The organism is Jeotgalibacillus alimentarius, from assembly GCF_000829445.1.
GTDB classification, from domain to species: Bacteria; Bacillota; Bacilli; order Bacillales; family Jeotgalibacillaceae; genus Jeotgalibacillus; species Jeotgalibacillus alimentarius.
Window position 1 is genome coordinate 429,805 of record NZ_JXRQ01000017.1, and the last position, 24,258, is coordinate 454,062.

Genomic DNA, 24,258 nt, shown 5'->3' on the forward strand with positions numbered 1-24,258 from the left:
CATACGGGAGGACTCTATGAGTAAATCAAGATACAATCGAGTGGTATTAAAATTAAGTGGTGAAGCACTTGCAGGTGAAGCAGGTTTCGGTATTCATCCTCCGATCATTAAATCTGTTGCCGAACAGATTAAAGAACTGTCTGATCTCGGTGTGGAAGTAGCAGTCGTTGTTGGCGGCGGTAATATCTGGCGCGGTAAGATCGGCAGTGAAATGGGAATGGACAGAGCTTCTGCAGATTATATGGGAATGCTTGCAACAGTGATGAACTCACTGGCACTTCAGGATAGTCTTGAAAACGCGGGGGTTGAAACCCGTGTTCAGACTTCGATTGAAATGAGGCAGGTGGCAGAACCTTACATCAGAAGAAAAGCCATTCGACATCTTGAAAAGAAACGCGTTGTCATTTTTGCAGCCGGCACAGGGAACCCTTACTTCTCTACAGATACAACTGCTGCGCTCAGAGCAGCTGAGATTGAAGCAGAAGTCATTTTAATGGCTAAAAACAATGTAGATGGTGTCTATTCAGCAGATCCTAAGGTTGATAGCGAAGCTGTTAAATATGATGAGCTTTCATTCCTGGATGTCCTTAAGGACGGTTTGGCTGTAATGGATTCCACAGCTTCATCCTTATGTATGGACAATGATATCCCGCTCATAGTATTCTCAATTATGGAGAATGGAAATATAAAACGTGCTGCACTTGGTGAACCAATCGGCACAGTTGTCAGGGGGAAAAAATAATGGCACAACAGACGATGAATGAAACAAAAGACAAAATGTCTAAAGCAATTCAATCTTTTTCACGTGAACTTGCGAGCATCAGAGCAGGCCGTGCAAGTGCTGCTCTACTTGATAAAATCCAGGTGGATTACTATGGTGCTCCAACGCCAATCAATCAGGTAGCTTCAATTTCAGTACCTGAAGCGAGACTTCTTCAAATCACACCTTATGATAAGACTGCGCTTGGAGATATCGAAAAAGCAATTCAGAAATCAGACCTTGGCCTGAATCCGGCTAATGACGGTACACTGATCCGTATCACGATTCCTGCATTAACTGAAGAGCGACGCCGCGATCTGGCTAAGCAGGTTAAAAAAGAAGCTGAAGAAGCTAAAGTGGGTATCCGTAACATTCGCCGTGATGCCAATGATGACCTTAAGAAGCAGGAAAAAGCAGGAGACATTACTGAAGACGATCTGCGCGGGTACAGTGATGACGTTCAGAAACTGACCGATGAGCATATCGCTAAGATCGATGAGCTCGCAAAAGTGAAAGAACAGGAAATCCTTGAAGTTTAAGGAGACTTTTATTCACTAGTACTGGGGCACAGTGCACCGCTTGAAAAGGCTGAGACATATTTGTCCCAGCCTTTTCTTTGTTCCACCCCATTTCAAAACAAGGTAACATTTTCAAGTATATATTTGATATGATAGGACTAGCATAAAATATGCAAACACCAATGGGGGATGTACAATGCTCGAAAAAATGAAAAGATGGACGTCCTTGAAAGAGCCGGACTCCCTTTCCGAACGAATTTCTGAATGTAAAAACTATCAAATACCTGAGCATATCGCCATTATTATGGATGGGAATGGACGATGGGCAAATAAAAGAGCACTTCCGAGAGTGGCCGGTCATCATGAAGGAATGAAAACTGTAAAACCCATTACAAGGCTGGCCAGTGAACTCGGAGTAAAAGCGCTGACGCTTTATGCGTTCTCAACTGAAAACTGGGTCAGACCAAAAGTGGAAGTTGAATTTCTGATGAAGCTGCCGGAAGAGTTTCTCGGTACATTTCTGCCCGAACTGATTGAAGAAAATGTACAGGTGCAGATGATGGGAGACCGCGCTCAGGTACCGGTCCATACACTGAAAGCTGTAGATCAGGCCATCGAAAAGACGGCAAACAATGATGGTCTTGTCCTTAATTTTGCGCTGAACTATGGCAGTAGAAATGAAATTTTACAGGCAGTGAAAGCTTTTTCTATAGATGTAAAAGAAGGTAAAAAAAATCCTGAAGAGCTGAATGATGATATTTTTAGCTCTTATTTAATGACTCCGCACCTGGGAGACCCGGACTTGTTAATCAGAACTAGTGGAGAGATCAGGCTGAGCAACTTTATGCTATGGCAGCTTGCTTACACTGAATTCTGGTTTACTGATGTCCTGTGGCCTGACTTTAAAGGTGAACACCTGATTGAAGCAATCGAAGGTTTTCAAAAACGTTCCAGGAGATTTGGCGGTTTGAAAAGTGAGGACGTAACATGAAACAGAGAATTATAACCGGTGTACTTGCTGCGGCGCTGTTTATTCCAGTCGTCTGGGCGGGTGGCCTATTCTTTATCGCGGGCATTTACTTTATAGCAACCGTTGCATTATATGAAGTATTAAGAATGCGCTCTATTCAGTTTAGATCAATTCCGGGTGCGATTTCCATGATTACACTCTGGATTTTTCTGCTGCCAAATGAATACTATGAGTTATTGAATCAGCTTAATTACTCCAAAATAGAAACGGCGTTATTATCAGTATTACTGCTGCTCGTATATACAGTGCTTAAAAAGAACCGTTTTACATTTGATGATGCGGCATTTGCTGTTTTTGCGATGCTTTATGTAGGAATCGGCTTTTATTATTTTATTGAAACAAGAAATGCTGAAGACGGATCAGGGATTTTCTGGGTTATATATGCACTCGTTATTATCTGGTCAACTGACTCAGGTGCTTATTTTATTGGAAAATCTATGGGTAAGAAAAAGCTGTGGCCTGATATCAGTCCGAATAAAACAGTTGAAGGTTTTATAGGTGGAATTATAAGTGCGCTTGTGGGCGTACTGATTCTTTATTTCCTTGTACCGCTGGATACTGCTCTTTGGTATCTGCTGTTAGCAAGTGTTGTTTTATCTGCATTCGGTCAAATTGGTGACCTCGTAGAATCTGCACTGAAAAGACATTACGGCGTAAAAGACTCAGGAAATATTCTTCCGGGTCATGGGGGATTACTTGACCGTTTTGACAGCCTGTTATTTGTGCTGCCTCTCATGCATATCCTGCAATTAATCTGATGAAGGAGCTTTTTAAATATGAAAAAGATATCATTGATGGGTGCTTCGGGATCAATTGGCGTTCAAACGCTTAATGTCCTTCGTGCTCACCGGGACAGTTTCACATTAGTTGCTTTTTCAGTAGGGAAAAACATCGATCAGGCCAGAAAAATCATTGAGGAATTCAGCCCTTCACTGGTGTCAGTTCAAAATAGAGAAGATGCTGAAGTACTGGCAGGAGAATACATAGGGAAAATTCAGGTTCTGTCCGGAAAAGAAGGGCTGATTGAGACAGCCGTACATCCAGAAGCTGAGCTGCTGGTCAACGCAGTACTTGGCAGTGTAGGACTTGAACCGACGCTTGAAGCAATTAAAGCTAAAAAAACCATTGCGATCGCCAATAAAGAAACACTGGTGACAGCTGGTCATCTTGTTATGCAGCAGGCAGCTGAACATGGCGTAACCATCTTGCCTGTAGACAGTGAACATTCTGCGATTTTTCAGGCGCTTCAGGGGGAGCAGCATAAAAATATCGAGAGACTTGTGATCACTGCATCAGGTGGCAGCTTCCGGGACTTAACCCGAAGTGAACTTGAAAATGTAACGGTTAAAGATGCACTGAATCACCCCAACTGGTCGATGGGAGCAAAAATTACCATTGACTCTGCAAGTATGATGAATAAGGGACTTGAAGTGATTGAAGCGAAATGGCTGTTTGATCTCCCTTATGATAAAATTGATGTTCTGCTGCACAGGGAGAGTATCATCCATTCAATGGTTGAATTCCACGACAGTTCCGTGATCGCACAGCTTGGGACACCGGATATGCGGGTGCCGATCCAATATGCACTGAGCTACCCTGACCGGTTTGTCCATAAATCAGATCACAGGTTAAAGCTTGAGGAAATCGGAAAACTTCATTTCTCAGAGATGGATTTCAATCGATTCAGATGTATTGATTTTGCCTATCAGGCGGGAAGAACTGGTGGAACGATGACAACCGTTCTGAACGCAGCTAATGAAGCAGCAGTTGCACTCTTTTTAGAAGAAAAAATCAGCTTCCTGGATATAGAAAACGTGATTGAAAAAGCAATGACGGTGCACGATCCAATTCAAAACCCCGACCTGGATTCTATTATTGGTACTGACCAGGAAACACGTTCAAAAATTCTTGCGGATTTTAAAGGCTGAAACTGCCACCTGTTTTTTATAACGTGCTACAATGGGTTAAAGTCCGGTTTCACGGGACATAACAATGTAAAAGGTGGTTGTGACGATGAATTCTGTCATCGCATTTATAATAATTTTTGGGGCGCTTGTATTCTTCCATGAACTCGGACACTTTGTGTTTGCAAAAAGAGCAGGCATTCTCTGCCGTGAATTTGCAATCGGGATGGGACCGAAAATACTTGCCTTCAAAAAGAATGAGACGCAGTATACACTTCGTCTGCTTCCGATCGGCGGATATGTAAGAATGGCCGGAGAAGATGCAGAAATGCTTGAATTAAAACCTGGCTTCAGAGCAGGTCTGATTCTTGGAGAGAATGAAAAGGTAAAAAAAGTAATTTTAAATAATAAAGACCGCTACCCTGATCTTCGCGTTGTTGAAGTAGCTGACGCAGACCTTGATAAAGAATTATATATTAAAGGGTATGAAGAGGGAGAAGAAACACTTCAAACATTTACGCTTTCCGAAAAAGCCGTATTTATTGAGGACGGGGTGGAAACACAGATTGCACCGTGGGATAGACAGTTCAACTCGAAAAAGCTTTATCAGCGTTTTCTGACAATCTTTGCGGGTCCTGCGATGAACTTTGTTTTAGCCTTTGTCGTACTGGCAGTACTGGCTATGCTTGCTGGTGTGCCGAATGAAGAACCGATATTGGGTGATGTCATTGAAGGTGATCCTGCCAGTGAAGCGGGGCTTCAGCAGGGGGACGTAGTAACATCGATTGCCGGAAAGGAAATTACAACTTGGACAGATCTTACTGATATTATCAGTGATTCTCCCGGAGAGGAATTGACGGTAGACGTTGTAAGAGGCGGTCAGCCGCTATCATTTGAAGTAACGCCAAGAGTGGAAGTTTACGAAAATGGTGATGAAGAGATCAGACAGGGAATCATGGGCGTATATAATGACCTGATCGAGTCACCGAGTATCTTCCAAAGCATTGCATATGGCGCTGAACGTACTTATGAATTTACTGTATTGATTTTTGATCTGCTTGGACAATTAGTTACAGGCCAATTTTCAATTGATGCCTTAGCGGGTCCTGTCGGAATCTATAAAAATACAGAACAAGTTGCAGCAGCGGGTGTTTATCAGCTGATGCAGTGGGGTGCGGTATTGAGTATTAATCTCGGTATCATGAACCTGCTTCCGCTTCCTGCCCTTGATGGAGGCAGATTATTATTCTTCGGTGTGGAAGCGCTGCGCGGAAAACCGATTGACCGTCAAAAAGAAGGAATGGTTCATTTTGTCGGTTTTGCATTACTCATGCTTTTGATGATCGTTGTTACATGGAACGACATTCAGAGATATTTCTTATAACAGAGAGTTAGAGGTGCTAGTTATGAAACAAAGTCAAACGTTAATCCCAACTTTAAAAGAAACGCCTGCAGAAGCTGATGTTAAAAGTCATCAGCTTCTGCTGAGAGCGGGCTATATCAGACAAAACGCCAGCGGTATATATTCTTTTCTTCCTTTAGGCAAAAAGGTCCTTCAGAAAGTGGAGAACATTATCCGTGAGGAAATGAACGCAGCAGGCGGTGTGGAAATGCTGATGCCGGCTCTGCAGCCTGCTGAACTATGGGAAGAATCAGGCAGATGGTTCACATACGGGCCCGAATTAATGCGTATGAGAGACCGCCATGAACGCGAATTCGCACTTGGTGCCACGCATGAAGAAATGATTACGAGTCTGCTTAGAGATGAAGTGAAATCTTATAAGCGTCTTCCGCTAACGCTATATCAGATCCAGACAAAATACCGTGACGAAAAGCGTCCAAGATTCGGATTGCTGCGGGGACGTGAATTCCTGATGAAGGATGCTTATTCATTCCACGCATCTCAGGAAAGCCTCGATGAAGCATACGATAAACTGTTTGAAGCTTATAAAAACATTTTCAGAAGATGCGGCCTGAATTTCCGTGCAGTACTGGCTGATTCAGGAGCCATCGGAGGAAAGGACAACCATGAATTCATGGTCCTTTCTGAGATTGGTGAAGATACAATCGCTTATTCTGATTCATCTGATTATGCTGCAAACCTTGAAATGGCTGCAGTTAATAAGCAGTATGATAAGCAGAGCCCGAGCGGTAAGGAAAAAGAAGAAGTATCCACACCAGATCAAAAGTCGATTGAAGCAGTAGCAGATTTCTTTGGAACGGATAAAGAAAACACTGTAAAGTCAATGCTCTTTATCGTTGATGAAAAACCTGTACTTGTTTTAGTCCGCGGTGACCATGAAGTGAACGAGGTGAAAGTGAAAAATGCTGTGAATGGCCGTGTTGCAGAGCTTGCTACAGAAGAACAGGCGATACAATATACGGGCGTGAAGCCAGGTTCAATCGGACCGGTTGGACTATCTGAAGATGTCACTGTCATTGCAGACAATGCCGTTGAAGCAATGGGTGACATCGTTGCAGGCGCTAACAAAGAAGGCATTCACTTTAAGTACCTTCAGGCAGGAAGAGATTTTGAAGTATCTCAGTATGCCGATATCCGTGTCGTTGTAGAAGGTGATCCTTCTCCTGATGGGGTTGGCACGATTAAGTTTGCACGCGGAATTGAAGTAGGACATGTATTCAAATTGGGAACTGTATACAGTGAACCGATGAATGCAACAATTCTTGATGAAAACGGCCGTTCAAACCCGATGATCATGGGTTGTTACGGTATTGGTGTATCCCGTACATTAGCGGCTATGGCTGAGCAGTTTAATGATGAAAATGGTCTGATCTGGCCGGGCAATATTGCGCCATATGATGTTCATCTGATCGCAGTGAACATGAAGGATGAAGTTCAGGCACAGACAGCTGAAGAACTTTACAAGCTATTAACTGATTACCGTTATGATGTGCTGCTTGATGACCGAAAAGAACGTGCAGGTGTAAAATTTGCAGATTCTGATCTGATGGGGCTGCCTGTACGAATCACTGTAGGCAAGCGCGCTTCAGAAGGTATCGTAGAAATTAAAATCAGAAGCAACGGCGAATCATATGAAGTTCAAAAAGAAGAGTTAACAGACAAACTTCAGGAGATTTTCCGCCAGCTTTCTAATGAATAATCCTGAAAACTTTTAAAACCTGAGGCTGGTGCATGCACCAGCCTTTGCTGTCTCAAAAAGGAGGAAACATGAGTACTGATTTATCAAAAAAGGAAAAGTTCCGGCTGTTACTGACTCAATTGGATATGACGGGTGATCTGTACGCGGATCATTTTGAAGGTGCAGAAATTGAAAAGCTTGCAGTACACAAAAAAGATAAGAAGTGGCACTTTGTGTTCGGGCTCCGGACTGTTGTGCCCTGCAAGGTAATGAAAGACTTTACAGTCAGGCTGAATCAGTCATTTCAGCATATAGCAGATGTATCTTTTACGATCCGCCACGAAAACGCTGATGTCAGTGCGGAAACAGTGCTTGATTACTGGGAAACGTGTCTTGAGGAACTGCAGGGCATTGCACCGCCTCTACTGAAGCTTCTGACTGTGCAAAAGCCTGAAGTGAACGGCAATAAAATTACGATTAAAGTGTCAAATGAGACCGAGGGTTCACAAATAAAAAATAAGTATGCTGATATTTTGAACAGTGCATTTGAAAAATGGGGATTCGGTCCGTTTGTGCTGCATACTGAAGTATCACAGGATGATTCAAATGAAGAGTATGAGGCATTTGTTGAATCCAAGAGAAAAGAAGAAGAAGAATGGGCAAAGCAGGCACTTGTTGAAATGCAGAAGCTTGAAGATCAGAAGAATGCAGCTGACATACACACCGGTCCGGTTGCAATCGGGTATTCAATTAAACCGGATGAACCTGTAGCCATTAAGACGATTCAGGAAGAAGAGCGTAAAATTGCTGTTCAGGGACTTGTTTTTGATGCTGAAGTGAAAGAACTCAGAAGCGGAAGGTCATTATTGACATTCAAAGTGACTGATTATACTGATTCAATCCTTGTGAAGATGTTTTCTAGGGATAAAGAGGATGCAGCGATTATGCAGCAGCTTAAAAAAGGCATGTGGGTCAGAGCAAAAGGTTCTATTCAAAACGATACTTTTGTCAGAGACCTTGTCATGATCGCGCAGGATGTAATGGAAATCCAGCCGGTACTCAGACAGGATACCTCTGAAGAAAAACGTGTTGAACTTCATCTGCACACACCTATGAGTCAGATGGACGCTGTGTCATCCGTTTCTTCCCTTGTTTCACAGGCGAGTAAATGGGGACATAAAGCAATAGCAATCACAGATCACGCAGTCGCCCAGTCATACCCTGAAGCTCACGCGGCCGGTGCGAAAAATGATATTAAAATTTTGTACGGGCTTGAAGCAAATCTTGTGGATGATGGTGTCCCGATTGCTTATAACACTGCGGACAGAGATCTTGAAACTGAATCCTATATTGTTTTTGACGTTGAAACAACCGGATTATCAGCCGTTTACGATAAAATTATTGAACTTGCTGCGGTGAAAGTAAGAGAAGGGGAGATTATAGACCGGTTTGAACGGTTTGCAAATCCTCATCATCCTCTGTCAGCTACTACCATTAACCTGACAGGGATCACAGATGATATGGTCAGGGATGCACCTGAAATTGAAGATGTATTAGCTGATTTTAACGAGTGGTGCGGTCAGGATACGCTCGTTGCACATAATGCTTCATTTGATATGGGCTTTTTAAATGTCGGCTATAAACGGGCAGGGATGGATAAAGCCTCAAACCCTGTCATTGATACACTTGAACTTGCGAGATTTCTACACCCGGAATTCAAAAATCACCGTCTGAACACGCTCGCAAAAAAGTTTGACGTTGAACTTACTCAGCATCACCGTGCGATATTTGATGCGGAGGCAACCGGCTATATCCTTGCAAGGCTTTTAAAAGAAGCAAAAGAAAAGGGCATTACAAACCATAACCAGCTCAACGATTATATGGGTGAAGGTGATGCGTTCAAACGGGCAAGACCAAATCACATTACGATCCTTGCTAAGACTCAGGCTGGTTTGAAAAATCTGTTTAAGCTGGTATCCATCTCACACCTGGAATACTTTTACCGTGTCCCCCGTATTCCGAGATCTCTGTTGAATAAGCATAGAGAAGGCTTACTGATCGGTTCGGCATGTGACAAGGGTGAGATTTTTGAGGGGATGATGCAGAAGTCTCCTGAAGAAGTAGAAGAGCTTGCTGATTTCTATGATTATATTGAAGTGCAGCCACCTGCAGCTTATCAGCATCTGATAGATTTGGAGTTAGTAAGAGATGAAAAGAATCTGAAGGAAATCATTCAAAAGGTTGTGGATTTCGCAGATAAAATGAATATTCCGGCGGTTGCTACAGGAAATGTTCATTATGTAAATGAAGAAGATAAAATTTACAGAGAGATACTGATCGCATCACAGGGTGGGGCGAATCCGTTGAATCGTCATAAACTGCCTGATGTACATTTCAGAACGACAAATGAAATGCTTGATGCTTTTTCATTTATCGGTAAAGATAAGGCAAAAGAAATTGTTATTGATAATACAAATAAAATTGCTGACATGATTGAAGACGTCACACCAATTAAAGATGAACTTTATACACCTAAAATTGAAGGTGCAGATGAAGAGATGCGTGAAATGAGTTATGGGATGGCGCGCAGCATCTATGGAGACGAGCTGCCTGAGATTGTTGAAGCGAGACTTGAAAAAGAATTAAAGAGTATAATCGGGCATGGTTTCGCCGTTATTTACCTGATCTCTCATAAGCTTGTTAAAAAATCGCTGATTGACGGTTATCTGGTAGGATCACGTGGATCTGTCGGCTCTTCATTTGTTGCAACGATGACAGAGATCACTGAGGTGAATCCGCTGCCGCCTCATTATGTCTGTCCTGAATGCAAGCAGTCTGAGTTCTTTAATGACGGCTCAGTCGGTTCAGGGTTTGACCTTGACGATAAGGATTGTCCTCAGTGTAACGTTCCATTAATAAAAGACGGCCAGGACATCCCGTTTGAGACGTTCCTTGGATTTAAAGGAGATAAGGTGCCTGATATTGACCTTAACTTCAGTGGTGAATATCAGCCTGTTGCCCACAACTATACTAAAGTGCTCTTTGGTGAAGATTATGTATACCGCGCAGGAACAATCGGCACTGTAGCAGATAAGACAGCTTTCGGTTACGTGAAAGGATATGCAGGTGACAATAATCTGCACTTTAGAGGTGCTGAGGTTGAAAGACTTGCAGGCGGATGTACCGGAGTAAAACGGACAACCGGTCAGCACCCCGGCGGTATTATTGTTGTCCCGGACTACATGGATATTTATGACTTTACACCAATACAGTTCCCGGCAAATGCAAGTGAATCAGAATGGAAAACCACGCACTTCGACTTCCACTCTATTCATGATAATCTGTTAAAACTCGATATTCTCGGTCACGATGATCCGACTGTGATCAGAATGCTGCAGGATCTCTCAGGGATAGATCCTAAAACAATTCCAACAGATGATCCTGAAGTGATGAAGATCTTCAGTGGTACTGAATCACTCGGGGTGACTGAAGAACAAATCATGTGTAAAACCGGTACACTCGGTATTCCGGAGTTCGGTACACGGTTTGTTAGGCAGATGCTTGAAGATACGAAGCCGACAACATTTTCTGAGCTTGTTCAGATCTCAGGTCTGTCCCACGGTACAGATGTATGGCTTGGAAATGCGCAGGAACTGATTCATAACGGGATATGTGAACTGTCTGACGTAATCGGGTGCCGTGATGATATTATGGTATACCTGATCTATCAGGGGCTGGAGCCTTCACTGGCATTTAAAATTATGGAATTTGTCCGTAAAGGAAAGGGTCTTTCTCCTGAATGGGAAGAGGATATGAAGAATAATGGTGTGCCGGACTGGTATATTGATTCATGTAAAAAAATCAAGTACATGTTCCCTAAAGCCCACGCAGCCGCATATGTATTGATGGCAGTGAGAATCGCTTATTTCAAAGTGCACCATCCGATTATGTACTATGCTGCATACTTTACAGTCAGAGCTGAAGACTTTGATCTTGAAGCGATGGCAGCGGGATCCCAGGCGATCAAAGCTAAGATTGAAGGGATCAATGCAAAAGGACTAGATGCTGCTCCGAAAGAAAAAAGTTTGCTGACTGTACTTGAACTTTGTCTCGAAATGGTGGAGAGAGGGTATACTTTTAAACAGGTGGACCTATACAAATCTGACGCCAAAGAGTTTAAAATTGAAGGCAGCTCTCTGATCCCCCCGTTTAATGCAATACCGGGCCTTGGAACAAATGCAGCGATCAATATCGTTGAAGCAAGGAAAAACGGTGAGTTTTTATCGAAGGAGGATCTTCAGAAGCGCGGTAAAGTATCCAAGACGATTATCGAATATCTCGACGCACAGGGATGCCTTGCCGGACTGCCTGATCAGAACCAGTTATCGCTGTTTTAAGCGATTTGCACGGGTTCGCAATATATGGTATTATATTCACGGAAATGTTTTAGATAACTCTGACGTCAAAAGAGTGGGTGCCGCCCGCTCTTTTGTGTTGTTTCAGGCATTTTTCAGAGAATAATGGAGGAAACAGATGAGTAAAATTACTGAACTAACTGAAGAACTTGTAAACCCAATTCTAGAAGATATGAACCTTGAACTAGTAGATGTGGAGTTTGTGAAGGAAGGGTCTAACTGGTTTCTCCGCGTATTCATTGATAAAGAACCCGGCGTTGATATTGAAGAGTGCGGGATTGTCAGTGAACGCCTGAGCGAAAAACTGGATGAACTGGATCCGATTCAGCAGAACTATTTTCTTGAAGTCTCGTCTCCAGGTGCTGAGCGCCCTCTGAAAAAGGAAAAAGACTTTCATAACGCAATTGGCAAACAGGTGTATGTCAAAACCTATGAACCAATCGAAGGAATGAAAGAAATTGAAGGCGTACTGGACAAATATGATGGAGATTCATTAACGATAAATGTAACCATCAAAACGAGAAAAAAAGAAGTAACAGTTCCGAAAGACAAAGTAGCAAAAGCCAGACTGGCCGTTACATTTTAACAGGTGAAAGGAGAGAAAAGAATGAGTACTGAATTACTTGATGCGCTGGTATACCTTGAAAAGGAAAAGGGTATTGACCGCGATGTGCTGATCGATGCGATTGAAGCAGCACTTGTATCTGCTTATAAGCGCAATTTTAATCAGGCACAAAACGTACGGGTTGACCTTAACCTTGATAACGGGTCAATGCGCGTATTTGCAAGGAAAGAAGTAGTGGATGAAGTATTTGATTCACGCCTTGAAATCTCAATAGACGATGCTCATGAAATCGACCCTGCTTATGAAGTGGGAGATATCGTAGAGCTTGAAGTAACACCGCGTGATTTTGGACGTATTGCAGCCCAGACTGCCAAGCAGGTAGTTACGCAGCGTGTTAGAGAAGCAGAGCGCGGCATTATTTATACTGAATTTGTTGACCGTGAAGATGATATTATGACAGGTATTGTTCAGCGTCAGGACCACAGGTTTATTTATGTGGCACTCGGCAAGATTGAAGCCCTGCTTCCACTGAATGAGCAGATGCCTAACGAATCATATAAACCGCACGATCGCATTAAAGTGTATATTACTAAGGTTGAAAGAACGACTAAAGGACCTCAGATCTTCGTATCAAGAACGCACCCTGGTCTTTTAAAGCGCCTGTTTGAAATTGAAGTGCCGGAAATTTTCGATGGGACGGTTGAGATCAAGTCAGTGTCACGCGAAGCCGGTGACCGTTCGAAGATCTCTGTTCACTCTGATAATGAAGAGGTTGACGCTGTAGGAGCCTGCGTTGGTGCAAAAGGCGGCCGCGTTCAGGCAATCGTCAATGAATTAAAAGGCGAAAAGATAGATATTGTAGAGTGGTCAGAAGATCCGACAATCTTTGTTGCCAACGCACTGAGCCCGTCAAAAGTTGTTGATGTGCAGGTGAATGAAGAAGATAAGGCTACAACTGTTGTAGTACCTGATTATCAGCTGTCACTTGCGATTGGTAAGCGCGGTCAGAATGCAAGACTTGCAGCAAAGCTGACAGGCTGGAAAATCGATATTAAGAGTGAAACTGATGCACGCGAAATGGGAATCTTCCCGCGTGATGATCAACCGCTTTTCTCAGATGAAGATATGGAAAATTCATTCTCATATCCGGAAGATGACATCGAGTAAAGGAGTTCATTCAAGTGACAAAAAAACGTAAAATACCTTTACGAAAATGTGTTGCAACGCATGAAATGAAAGAGAAAAAAGAAATGATCCGGATCGTCCGTTCAAAAGAAGGGGTCGTTTCAATTGATCTTACTGGAAAGAAATCAGGACGTGGCGCATACTTATCTAAAGATAAAGATGCGATATTAAAAGCTCAAAAGAAAAATGTATTATCAAGCCACTTAGAAGCAGAAGTACCGGACGAGCTGTACAACGAGCTTCTTGAATTAGTGGAAGCGGGATCTAAGTAAATGAATCAGCCTAAATGGATGTCATTACTGGGTCTTGCGACTCGGGCAGGAAAAGTTATATCAGGCGAAGAATTAGTGATAAAAGAGGTCAGGAACAGCAAAGCAAAGCTTGTCCTGCTTTCAGAGGATGCATCAGCAAACACAACAAAAAAAGTGACTGATAAAGCATCATTTTATAAAGTTCCGGTCAGAATGGTTAAAGACCGTTATCTGCTCGGACAACTGATTGGCAAGGATGCAAGAGTTACCGTTGCAGTACTTGATAAAGGCTTCGCAGATAAACTGATCTCACTGCTCGACGAATCTTAACGGGGGTGAACGAATGAGTAAGGTACGTGTATATGAATACGCTAAAAAGCAAAATGTCACCAGTAAAGAAGTAATTGATAAATTAAAAACAATGAATATTGAAGTGAAGAACCATATGGCAGCATTAGAAAATGAGGCTGTTGCAAAATTGGATAAGGCTTACACAGGCGGACAGGACAAACCTGCAAGCCAGAATAAGCCGCAAAGCCAGAATCGCCCGGCTCAGAACAATCAGCAAAACCGTGGTAAAGGCGGCGGTCCTCAGGCGAATAACCGCGGAGGTAAAGGCGGACAGGGCAACCAGGGCGGCAAAGGCCGTGGCGGTCAGCAGCGTCCTGGCCAAAACAGAGGCGGTAAAAACAATCGCAATCAAAAGAACAAGCAGCCTTTCACGCCAACGCCAATGAAGCCAAGAGAGCTTCCTGAAAAAATTACATTCACAGAATCATTAACAGTAGCTGAACTTGCTAAGAAGCTTCATAAAGAACCTTCTGAAATTGTGAAAAAGCTGTTCATGGTCGGTGTAATGGCAACAGTCAATCAGGAACTTGATAAAGATTCAATTGAGCTGATCTGTGATGATTACGGCGTAGCAGTTGAAGAAGAAATTCTGATTGATTCAACAGATCTGGAAACGTATTTCGATGAAGAATCTGATGCTGATAAGCTTGTTGAGCGTCCATCAGTCGTGACGATCATGGGACACGTTGACCATGGTAAAACAACGCTTCTTGATTCAATCCGTAAAACAAAAGTAACTGAAGGCGAAGCAGGCGGAATCACGCAGCATATCGGTGCTTATCAGATTGAAAATGACGATAAAAAGATCACGTTCCTTGATACACCTGGACACGCTGCATTTACAACAATGCGTGCACGTGGTGCGAAGGTAACTGATATCACAATTCTTGTCGTAGCAGCTGATGATGGTGTAATGCCACAGACAGTTGAAGCGATTAACCACGCTAAAGCTGCTGAAGTTCCGATTATTATCGCCGTGAATAAAATGGACAAGCCGTCAGCTAATCCTGACCGTGTGATGCAGGAACTGACTGAACACGGGCTTGTACCTGAAGCATGGGGCGGAGACACGATCTTTGTACCAGTATCAGCACTAACCGGCGAAGGTATTGACAGTCTGCTTGAAATGATCGGTCTTGTATCAGAAGTTGAAGAGCTTAAGGCAGACCCGTCGCGACGTGCAATGGGTACTGTAATTGAAGCGGAACTTGATAAAGGCCGCGGATCAGTAGCTACACTGCTGGTTCAGGACGGAACACTCCGCGTTGGAGATCCGATCGTTGTCGGTACTACATTCGGACGTGTGCGTGCGATGGTCAATGATGTTGGCCGCCGTGTGAAAGAAGCAGGCCCTTCAACACCAGTCGAAATCACAGGACTGAATGATGTACCGCTTGCGGGAGACCGTTTTGTTGTGTTTGAAGATGAGAAAACTGCACGTTCAATCGGTGAATCACGTGCGCAGCAGGCACTTCAGGCTCAGCGCGGAGAAAAAACACGCGTATCGCTTGAGAACCTGTTTGAACAAATGAAGCAGGGTGAAATGAAAGACCTGAATGTCATTGTTAAAGGTGACGTGCAAGGTTCAGTCGAAGCCGTTGCTGCTTCACTTCTTAAGATCGAAGTTGAAGGCGTAAACGTTAAAATTATTCATACAGCAGTAGGTGCCATTACTGAATCAGATATCACACTTGCAGCAGCATCAAATGCGATCGTGATCGGATTTAATGTACGCCCTGATGCAAACGCGAAGCGTGCAGCAGATGCAGAGCAGGTTGATGTAAGACTTCACAGAATCATTTATAAAGTCATTGAAGAGATCGAATCAGCAATGACTGGACTGCTTGATCCAGAGTTTGAAGAAAAAGTAATCGGTCAGGCTGAAGTACGTCAGACATTCAAAGTATCAAAAGTTGGCACAATTGCCGGAAGTTATGTAACTGAAGGTAAAATCACACGTGACAGCGGCGTCAGATTGATCCGCGACGGTATTGTTGTCTTTGAAGGTGAGCTTGATACTCTGAAGCGTTATAAAGATGATGCCAAGGAAGTAGCAAAAGGCTATGAGTGCGGTATCACACTTAAAAATTATAATGATGTAAAAGAAGGGGACATTTTTGAAGCGTTTGTGATGGAAGAAATTAAACGCTAATGATTGTCCGTGCTGAATGTGAATTTCATTTACCTCTTTCACACTCATTAAAAGAAAAGCGATCTGTGTTAAAACGGGTGCTTAACAGGGTAAAGCAAAAGTATAATGTTTCCGCTGCTGAGACAAACTATCAGGATAAGTGGCAGCGCACTGTGATTGAACTTGTTTCAGCATCAGCAGATTATGCCGCTGCTGAAGCAGAAATATATCGTGCAGTCTCTTTTATGGAGTCATTTCCAGAATGGGAGCCTGTCACTTCCCGGGTAGAAAGGCTTTAACGGAAACAAATTTTCTTGATAAGAGGTGGCATGTTATGTCATTGCGCTCAAACAGAGTCGGAGAACAAATGAAAAAAGAGCTTGGCGATATTATTGGCCGCAAAATCAAGGATCCAAGAATCGGTTTTGTTACAGTGACAGATGTTGAAGTAACAGGTGATCTTCAGCAGGCAACTGTTTACATTACTGTTCTTGGAGACGAAGAACAGCGTGAAAATACGCTGCGCGGCCTTGCTAAAGCGAAAGGGTTTATCCGTTCTGAAATTGGACAGAGAATCAGGCTGAGAAAAACACCTGAATTGCTGTTTGAATTTGATGAATCAATTGAAACGGGTAACCGTATCGAATCATTGATCAGAGACTTAAAAGAACGCGAATAAGTTAAAGGCAGGCAGATCTGATTCTGTCTGCCTTTTTTAGCGTTTATTAAATGAAAGGAGCAATCATATATGAACGGTATTCTTCCTTTATGGAAAGACCCAGGCATGACTTCACATGATTGTGTATTTAAAGTAAGGAAAATATTGAAAACAAAAAAAGTCGGTCATACAGGTACACTTGATCCTGACGTCGATGGCGTACTGCCAATCTGTATCGGGCGCGCTACTAAAATAGCAGAATATATAACAGAAGCAGGTAAGTCCTACAGAGCTCAGATTGTAATCGGGGAATCAACTGAAACAGAAGATGCCTCTGGTCCTGTGGTCAATAAAAAAGACGTTCCACACCGGATCAGTCTTGATCATCTGCTAGCTGCAGCCGCACAATTGACCGGGGATATTGAACAGACGCCCCCAATGTATTCTGCAGTTAAAGTAAATGGGAAGAGACTCTATGAATACGCGAGGGAAGGAAAAACCATCGACCGTCCAACGCGCGTTGTGAAGATACATGAGATCGTGATCGATGATTCCTCACTCACCTACAATGAAGAAGATCAAACGTTTACTTTTTCAGCTGATATCAAATGCGGGAAAGGAACGTATATCAGAACGCTTGCTGTTATGGTCGGGGAAATACTCGGTTATCCCGCGCATATGGCAAAACTGACGCGGACTTCTTCTGCGCAATTCACAGCTTCAGATTGCGTCACGCTCGACCAGCTTGCAGCACTTGAGCATCCAGAAGAAATCTTAAAACCCTCAGAACTCGGGTTAAGTGGTTTGAAGAAGCTCTCTGTAAGTGATAAAGTTGCTAGTAAAGTGAAACATGGTGCGGTACTCGAGGTTCCCGCAGAATGGACGGGTGAGATGGGAGAACCGGTTGCTGTGTTTTATGAGGATACAGTTTTAGCTATTTATCACCTTCATCCGGAAAAAGCCGGTCTGATTAAACCGGTAAAAGTCATTTGGACAGGATGAGAAAGGAAACGTCATGAAAGTATATACGCTTCATCACCCGCATCAATTTAACAAAGATGATTTTCCGCCGTTATCAATCGCTCTTGGCTTTTTTGATGGTGTGCATGCAGGCCATCAGAAAGTCATTCAAACTGCAAAGGGTTATGCGGATACTCACGGTGTCAAAAGTGCTGTGATGACATTTGACCCTCATCCTTCAGTTGTATTGAGTTCAAAAAAGAAGAGCGTTGATTATCTGTCGTCAGTGGATCAGAAAATCAGTAAAATCAGTCAAATGGGGATCGATTATGTCTTAATCGTCCGATTTACATCCGCTTTTGCCTCACTCGAACCCCAGGAGTTTGTAGATCAATATCTGATCGGCCTGAATGCTGTACATATCACTGCAGGCTTTGACTATACTTATGGTAAATTCGGAAGAGGAAAAATGGAGACGCTCCCTTTTCATGCTAGAGGCATCTTCACATCGACAATCGTGGAAAAACAGGTGGATCAAGACGAGAAAATCAGTTCTACAAGAATCCGTGAGCTGCTGGCAAATGGGGATGTCGAAGTCGCGTCACGTCTGCTTGGAAGCTTTTATGAAACGGAAGGACTTGTGATTCATGGGGAAAAAAGAGGACGGAAAATCGGTTTTCCCACAGCGAATATTGAAACGCTGAACGGTCTGTTAATTCCTTCAACCGGTGTATATGCTGTCAGAATGAACATTCAGAACACGTGGTATGATGGTATATGCAATGTAGGATATAAACCTACATTTAATGATCCTGATCAGGCTGCGCTAAGCGTGGAAGTCCACTTATTTAATTACAGTGAAAGCATCTACGGTGAGAAGGTAATTGTTCAATGGATCAAACGGATCCGTAGTGAAAAGAAATTTAATGGTATTGATGAACTGATTGCCCAAATTGAAAAAGATAAAGATGAAGCCATTCAAATCCTGTCTGATCAGCAGTAAAGATACACAGGTTGCATCGCTACACCGCTTATGGTAGTATATCTTATGTACGAATGAACCTTTGCTTGGCATCGCGGTTACTCCGCCGTCTGCTCGGTAACAGGGGATTTTAATAAAAATTACAGGAGGCTATTAATCATGGCTATTACACAAGAACGTAAAAACGAAATCATTCAGGAATTCCGTACACACGAAGGCGACACAGGATCTGTAGAAGTTCAGGTAGCAATTCTTACTGAAGACATCAACAACCTGAACCAGCACCTTCGCACTCATAAGAAAGACCACCACTCACGCCGCGGACTATTCAAAATGGTAGGACGTCGCCGTAACCTGTTGACTTACCTTCGTAATAACGATGTAGCTCGTTACCGCGAACTGATCAACAAGCTTGGTCTTCGTCGATAAGAATGAAGTAATGATGAAAAGCGGGCCTCGTCCCGCTTTTTTATTAGGATAAAAAAGCAAATATTTGTACATAGTGAAAAGACGTATTGCAGATTTACTATGGTTAATGAAGAAAGGAGTTTTTAGATGGATCAGAATAAACAAGTTTTCACAACCAACTGGGCAGGAAGAGAGCTTACAGTTGAAGTAGGTCAGCTCGCAAAGCAGGCAAGCGGTGCAGCTCTTATCCGTTATGGCGATACAGTCGTATTAAGTACAGCGGTTGGTTCTAAAGAGCCTAAACCACTGGACTTTTTCCCACTAACAGTCAACTATGAAGAGCGTATGTACTCAGTAGGTAAAATTCCGGGTGGATTTATTAAGCGTGAGGGGCGTCCAAGTGAACGTGCAGTTTTGACAAGCCGTCTGATTGACCGTCCGATCCGTCCTTTATTCCCTGATGGTTTCCGTAACGATGTTCAGATCATGAGTATGGTTATGAGTGTGGATCAGGATTGCTCATCAGAAATGGCAGCAATGTTAGGTTCTTCACTTTCACTAAGTGTATCTGATATTCCATTCGGTGGACCGATTGCAGGCGTCATGGTTGGATTAATTGATGGAGAATTCATTATTAACCCGACAATTGACCAGCAGAATAAGAGTGAAATGGAATTGATTGTTGCCGGTACGAAAGATGCAATCAACATGGTTGAGGCAGGAGCTTTTGAAGTATCAGAAGAAAAGATGCTTGAAGCGATTATGTTTGGACACGAAGAAATCAAAAAGCTGATTGCTTTCCAGGAAGAGATTGTTGCTGCCTGCGGTAAAGAGAAGCGCGAAATCGTGTTGGCTGAGCTGAATGAAGATGTCGTGAACAGAATGCAGGACATGGCTGGTGAAAAACTTGTCTCAGCTGTTCAGACACATGAAAAGCATGCCAGAGACGAAGCAATTACAGCTGTTAAAAAAGAAGTGCTTGCTGTTCTTGAAGAAGAGGAAGCTGATGAGGATTATGTGAAGGACGCGAAAAAAGCGCTTGATCAGATGGTCAAAGCTGAAGTGCGCCGTCAAATCACTCAGGACAAGCTTCGTCCTGATGGCCGTAAGCCGAATGAAATCCGTCCGCTTTCTTCTGAAGTTGGAACGCTTCCGAGAACACACGGATCCGGTCTATTCACACGTGGACAGACGCAGGCTCTAAGTATTGCTACACTTGGACCTTTAGGTGACGTACAGATTATTGATGGCCTTGGGCTTGAAGAATCAAAACGTTTTATGCACCATTATAACTTCCCGTTATTCAGCGTAGGTGAAACTGGTCCAATCAGAGGGCCTGGCCGTCGTGAAATTGGTCACGGTGCACTTGGTGAGCGCGCACTTGAGAAAGTACTTCCTGATGAAAAAGACTTCCCGTATACAATTCGTCTTGTATCTGAAGTGCTTGAATCAAATGGATCTACTTCACAGGCAAGTATCTGTGCAAGTACATTAGCGATGATGGATGCAGGTGTGCCGTTGAAAGCGCCTGTAGCAGGTATTGCAATGGGTCTTGTCAAGTCAGGTGAAGATTATACAATCCTGACAGATATTCAGGGTATGGAAGATTTCCTTGGAGACATGGACTTCAAAGTAGCAGGTACTGCAAAAGGTGTTACTGCACTTCAAATGGATATTAAAATTGACGGGCTGACAAAAGAAATTCTTGAAGAAGCATTAATGCAGGCGAAAGAAGGCAGAATGCATATTCTTGACTCGATGCTCAGCACGATCAGTGAACCTAGAACAGAATTATCAGAATACGCACCAAAAATTATCCAGATGTCAATTAACCCTGATAAGATCCGCGATGTCATTGGGCCAAGCGGTAAAACAATCAATAAGATTATTGAAGAAACAGGTGTTAAAATTGATATCGAGCAGGATGGTACAGTCTTTATCGCATCAGCTGATTCTGAAATGAATGCAAAAGCGAAGCAGATCATTGAAGATATGGTGAGAGAAGCAAAAGTGGGTCAAAACTATCTTGGTAAGGTAAAACGCATTGAGAAGTTTGGTGCCTTTGTTGAAATCTTCAGCGGCAAAGACGGACTTGTCCACATCTCTGAACTGCAGGAAGAGCGTACGAACAAAGTGGAAGATGTACTGTCACTTGGCGATCAGATCGAAGTGAAGGTTACAGAGATCGATAACCAGGGCAGAGTAAATCTTTCTCGTAAAGCTGTACTGAAAGAACAGAAAGAAAGAGAAGAAAAAAAGTAAGATAAAAGCCGGCTGATTAGCCGGTTTTTCTATGCATGCTGAAAATTACAGATCAGAATAGGATAGATTGCATACAAATTGCACGATATAAAGCTTTTTTAAGTGAAAAATATCCTGAACCATAGTAGAATATTTCATTAAGTGCATTAAGTTTAGGAGATGTTTTTTATGATTACACGTTACACCTGCAAAAATGGCCTGAGGATTGTATATGAGCATATCCCGACTGTCAGATCTGCTGCGGTCGGTATATGGATTGGCACAGGCTCAAGAGATGAGAATACGGAAAATAACGGGATCTCCCATTTTATTGAACATATGCTGTTCAAAGGAACGAAGGAACGCTCTGCAAGAAAGATTGCTGAAGAATTTGACAGAATTGGCGGGCATGTCAATGCCTTCACGTCAAAAGAATATACATGCTTTTATGCAAAAGTGCTTGATAATCATGCGAAGCATGCGTTAGACGTTCTCTCAGATATGTTCTTCAACTCAGTCTACGACCCGGAAGAACTTGAAAAAGAAAAAAACGTCGTACTTGAGGAAATTAAGATGTATGAGGATACACCTGATGATATCGTTCATGATCTGCTTGGTGAAGCAGTTTATGGAAAGCATCCACTTGGATACCCGATACTTGGTACAGAATCAACGCTGAAGTCCTTTACAAGTGACGACCTGAAAAAATATGTATATGAGATGTACCGGCCTGAGGATGTGGTGATCTCAGCGGCAGGAAATATCGGACCTGAATTCATTAAGGAAATTGAATCTTTGTTCGGAGATTATACATCTTCAACTGAAGATAAAAAAGATCATGATCTTCCTGAATTTCACTACACTCATTTATCCAGGAGGAAAGAAACTGAGCAGGCACACCTTTGCCTCGGATTCGATGGACTGCCGATTGGACACGAGGATACGTACAGTCTGATTGTACTGAATAATGTACTTGGAGGCAGTATGTCTTCACGATTGTTTCAGGATGTGCGTGAAGATAAAGGACTTGCCTATTCAGTATTTTCATATCACTCTGCCCACCGTGACAGCGGACTGCTGACAATCTATGCAGGAACTGGTGCTGAACAGCTTGATGCATTGTACGATACGATTCAGTCCACCCTTTTAAAATTAAAAGCTGACGGATTAACTGCGGATGAACTGGATTCTTCGAAGGAACAGCTCAAAGGCAACCTGGTGCTGGGACTTGAAAGTACAAATGCAAGAATGAGCCGAAACGGTAAAAATGAACTAATGCTCGGCAGACACCGCTCAATGGATGAATTGATTGAAAAAATCGATCTGGTGTCCGAATCGTCTGTCAAAAACGTTGCTGACCGCATTCTCGGCGGAAACTTCGCCTCATCAGTCATCTCTCCTCAGGGAGAAAAAGTTTCACTATAAATATAAATCATTGCTACACGAGCCTGGACACTGCTGTCCGGGCTTTTTTATTTACAGATAAATATTGTTTTAGCATAGATGATGATTGGAGCGGAAGCGGACAGCCGAATTTAACAATGCTATTTATATAAAAATATCTCCCGGCATACATATAATAAATCAGCTTTTATAAGGAGGAAACATACATGAGAATGAGTGAACTGTACAGAAAGGAAATTATTGATATCAATCAGGCAGAACGGATGGGGGTACTGGGTAATGCAGACATTGAATTTGATGAAAGTACGGGAGAAATGATTAATCTGCTCATTCCATCAGGAAAATCAAACCCATTCAACCGGGCAAAAGAAGAATACGCAATTCCATGGAAAAATGTTCATGCAGTAGGGAAAGATTTAATACTGATACAGTCTAACCATTCACAAGATGATCAGCAATTACATACAATACCGGAGAATAATGATGAATGAAGTGAGTGAGATGGTATGGTCAACGAGAAGGTAGCCCGCAAAAAAGCAGCGGTGATCGGTGGAGATGCCAGACAGCTTGTCATTGCTGAGAAATTGTGTGAAATAGGTGCTGAAGTATATCTCTGTGGATTTGATCAGCTGAATATGACTGAACCAGGATACAGAAAAGCAAAGATTGATGAGATCCCATTTAACAGTGTGGATGCGGTCATTTTTCCTGTGAGTGGAATCAGTTCTTCAGGTGAAATCAAATCTTCATTCAGCGCAGAAAATCTGGCAATAGATCATGAACAATTGGATCAGCTGCATGAAGAATGCCTGATTTTTTCAGGAATCAGAACACCTTGGACAGAACGTAGCAATAAACAATTTGTCTACTTATTCGAAGAGGATGCTATTGCGATATCAAATTCTATTCCCACTGCTGAAGGCATACTCTGGCTGCTCATTCAGCATACTGATTACACCATTCATGGCTCAGACATTGTGATAACAGGAGGGGGAAGAGTCGGGCTGACGCTTGCAAGAGTGCTCCATTCACTCGGTGCTAATGTTACAGCTCTTTCCTCAGTTAAATCAGAAATAGCCAGACTGAAGGAAATCGGGGTAAACGGAAAGCATTTAAAAGATTTGAACAGGTATATTGCAGAGGCTGATATCTGGGTCAATACAATTCCATCAGATACGATCATAAACGAAAATGCGATGTCAGCCTGTAAGCCGGGGATTTTTTTAATAGAACTGGCTTCTGACCCTTCGATTGAACAGCGCAGGATTGCAGGGCGAATGAATCTTCAATATATGGAGGCACCGAGTCTTCCGGGTATGGTGGCACCAAAAACTGCTGGTGAAATACTTGCAGCGGCGATTCTGGATCTGGTCATTGAAAAAGGAGGATAAAAA

Annotated in this window: 22 protein-coding genes; all 22 read left to right on the forward strand. The window is 42.9% G+C overall.

The window, feature by feature from the left end:
• The first annotated feature begins 16 nt into the window (after positions 1 to 16).
• Positions 17 to 742 (forward strand): UMP kinase, encoded by a 726-nt coding sequence (gene pyrH, locus KP77_RS09345; RefSeq protein ID WP_041122424.1) that lies wholly within the window; start codon positions 17 to 19, stop codon positions 740 to 742.
• Positions 742 to 1,299: a ribosome recycling factor gene (gene frr, locus KP77_RS09350; protein WP_041122425.1), complete on the forward strand. Its 558-nt coding sequence runs from the start codon at positions 742 to 744 to the stop codon at positions 1,297 to 1,299. The genes pyrH and frr overlap by 1 nt, the downstream gene beginning before the upstream one ends.
• A 175-nt stretch (positions 1,300 to 1,474) precedes the next feature.
• Entirely contained in the window at positions 1,475 to 2,269 is a 795-nt protein-coding gene (locus KP77_RS09355) for an isoprenyl transferase (RefSeq protein ID WP_041122426.1), read from the forward strand.
• A complete protein-coding gene (locus KP77_RS09360) occupies positions 2,266 to 3,066 on the forward strand; it encodes a phosphatidate cytidylyltransferase (RefSeq protein ID WP_041122427.1) in 801 nt (266 codons plus the stop codon). The genes KP77_RS09355 and KP77_RS09360 overlap by 4 nt, the downstream gene beginning before the upstream one ends.
• A gap of 18 nt (positions 3,067 to 3,084) precedes the next feature.
• Positions 3,085 to 4,236, forward strand: a complete 1,152-nt coding sequence (gene dxr, locus KP77_RS09365; protein ID WP_041122428.1) for a 1-deoxy-D-xylulose-5-phosphate reductoisomerase — start codon at positions 3,085 to 3,087, stop codon at positions 4,234 to 4,236.
• A gap of 85 nt (positions 4,237 to 4,321) precedes the next feature.
• Positions 4,322 to 5,596 carry an RIP metalloprotease RseP gene (gene rseP / locus KP77_RS09370; protein ID WP_041122429.1) on the forward strand — a complete coding sequence of 425 codons (1,275 nt, stop codon included), beginning with the start codon at positions 4,322 to 4,324 and terminating at the stop codon, positions 5,594 to 5,596.
• 22 nt (positions 5,597 to 5,618) lie between these two features.
• On the forward strand, positions 5,619 to 7,334 hold the full coding sequence (locus KP77_RS09375) for a proline--tRNA ligase (RefSeq protein ID WP_041122430.1): 1,716 nt from the start codon (positions 5,619 to 5,621) through the stop codon (positions 7,332 to 7,334).
• Between the two features lie 68 nt (positions 7,335 to 7,402).
• A complete protein-coding gene (locus tag KP77_RS09380) occupies positions 7,403 to 11,710 on the forward strand; it encodes a PolC-type DNA polymerase III (protein WP_041122431.1) in 4,308 nt (1,435 codons plus the stop codon).
• Between the two features lie 136 nt (positions 11,711 to 11,846).
• Entirely contained in the window at positions 11,847 to 12,314 is a 468-nt protein-coding gene (gene rimP / locus KP77_RS09385) for a ribosome maturation factor RimP (RefSeq protein WP_041122432.1), read from the forward strand.
• A gap of 21 nt (positions 12,315 to 12,335) precedes the next feature.
• Positions 12,336 to 13,460, forward strand: a complete 1,125-nt coding sequence (gene nusA / locus KP77_RS09390; protein ID WP_041122433.1) for a transcription termination factor NusA — start codon at positions 12,336 to 12,338, stop codon at positions 13,458 to 13,460.
• Positions 13,461 to 13,474: 14 nt separating this feature from the next.
• Positions 13,475 to 13,750 carry an RNase P modulator RnpM gene (gene rnpM, locus KP77_RS09395; protein WP_041122434.1) on the forward strand — a complete coding sequence of 92 codons (276 nt, stop codon included), beginning with the start codon at positions 13,475 to 13,477 and terminating at the stop codon, positions 13,748 to 13,750.
• On the forward strand, positions 13,751 to 14,059 hold the full coding sequence (locus KP77_RS09400) for a YlxQ family RNA-binding protein (RefSeq protein ID WP_041122435.1): 309 nt from the start codon (positions 13,751 to 13,753) through the stop codon (positions 14,057 to 14,059).
• Between the two features lie 13 nt (positions 14,060 to 14,072).
• Positions 14,073 to 16,232: a translation initiation factor IF-2 gene (infB, locus tag KP77_RS09405; RefSeq protein ID WP_041122436.1), complete on the forward strand. Its 2,160-nt coding sequence runs from the start codon at positions 14,073 to 14,075 to the stop codon at positions 16,230 to 16,232.
• On the forward strand, positions 16,232 to 16,510 hold the full coding sequence (locus tag KP77_RS09410) for a DUF503 domain-containing protein (RefSeq protein WP_041122437.1): 279 nt from the start codon (positions 16,232 to 16,234) through the stop codon (positions 16,508 to 16,510). Before infB ends, KP77_RS09410 begins: the two co-directional genes overlap by 1 nt.
• A 35-nt stretch (positions 16,511 to 16,545) precedes the next feature.
• Positions 16,546 to 16,890 (forward strand): 30S ribosome-binding factor RbfA, encoded by a 345-nt coding sequence (rbfA, locus tag KP77_RS09415; RefSeq protein ID WP_041122438.1) that lies wholly within the window; start codon positions 16,546 to 16,548, stop codon positions 16,888 to 16,890.
• Positions 16,891 to 16,959: 69 nt separating this feature from the next.
• The gene (gene truB / locus KP77_RS09420; RefSeq protein ID WP_041122439.1) at positions 16,960 to 17,871 is read left to right on the forward strand and encodes a tRNA pseudouridine(55) synthase TruB; all 912 of its coding nucleotides are present in this window, start codon (positions 16,960 to 16,962) and stop codon (positions 17,869 to 17,871) included.
• Positions 17,872 to 17,884: 13 nt separating this feature from the next.
• Positions 17,885 to 18,832 carry a bifunctional riboflavin kinase/FAD synthetase gene (ribF, locus tag KP77_RS09425; RefSeq protein WP_041122440.1) on the forward strand — a complete coding sequence of 316 codons (948 nt, stop codon included), beginning with the start codon at positions 17,885 to 17,887 and terminating at the stop codon, positions 18,830 to 18,832.
• 138 nt (positions 18,833 to 18,970) lie between these two features.
• Positions 18,971 to 19,240: a 30S ribosomal protein S15 gene (rpsO, locus tag KP77_RS09430; protein WP_039808972.1), complete on the forward strand. Its 270-nt coding sequence runs from the start codon at positions 18,971 to 18,973 to the stop codon at positions 19,238 to 19,240.
• A gap of 126 nt (positions 19,241 to 19,366) precedes the next feature.
• Positions 19,367 to 21,481: a polyribonucleotide nucleotidyltransferase gene (gene pnp / locus KP77_RS09435; RefSeq protein WP_041122441.1), complete on the forward strand. Its 2,115-nt coding sequence runs from the start codon at positions 19,367 to 19,369 to the stop codon at positions 21,479 to 21,481.
• A 168-nt stretch (positions 21,482 to 21,649) separates the two neighbouring features.
• Positions 21,650 to 22,885: a M16 family metallopeptidase gene (locus KP77_RS09440; RefSeq protein WP_041122442.1), complete on the forward strand. Its 1,236-nt coding sequence runs from the start codon at positions 21,650 to 21,652 to the stop codon at positions 22,883 to 22,885.
• Between the two features lie 185 nt (positions 22,886 to 23,070).
• Positions 23,071 to 23,355, forward strand: coding sequence for a YlmC/YmxH family sporulation protein (locus KP77_RS09445; RefSeq protein WP_084218650.1), 285 nt, complete (start codon positions 23,071 to 23,073; stop codon positions 23,353 to 23,355).
• Positions 23,356 to 23,370: 15 nt separating this feature from the next.
• Positions 23,371 to 24,255: a dipicolinate synthase subunit DpsA gene (gene dpsA, locus KP77_RS09450; RefSeq protein ID WP_041122443.1), complete on the forward strand. Its 885-nt coding sequence runs from the start codon at positions 23,371 to 23,373 to the stop codon at positions 24,253 to 24,255.
• Positions 24,256 to 24,258: the final 3 nt, after the last annotated feature.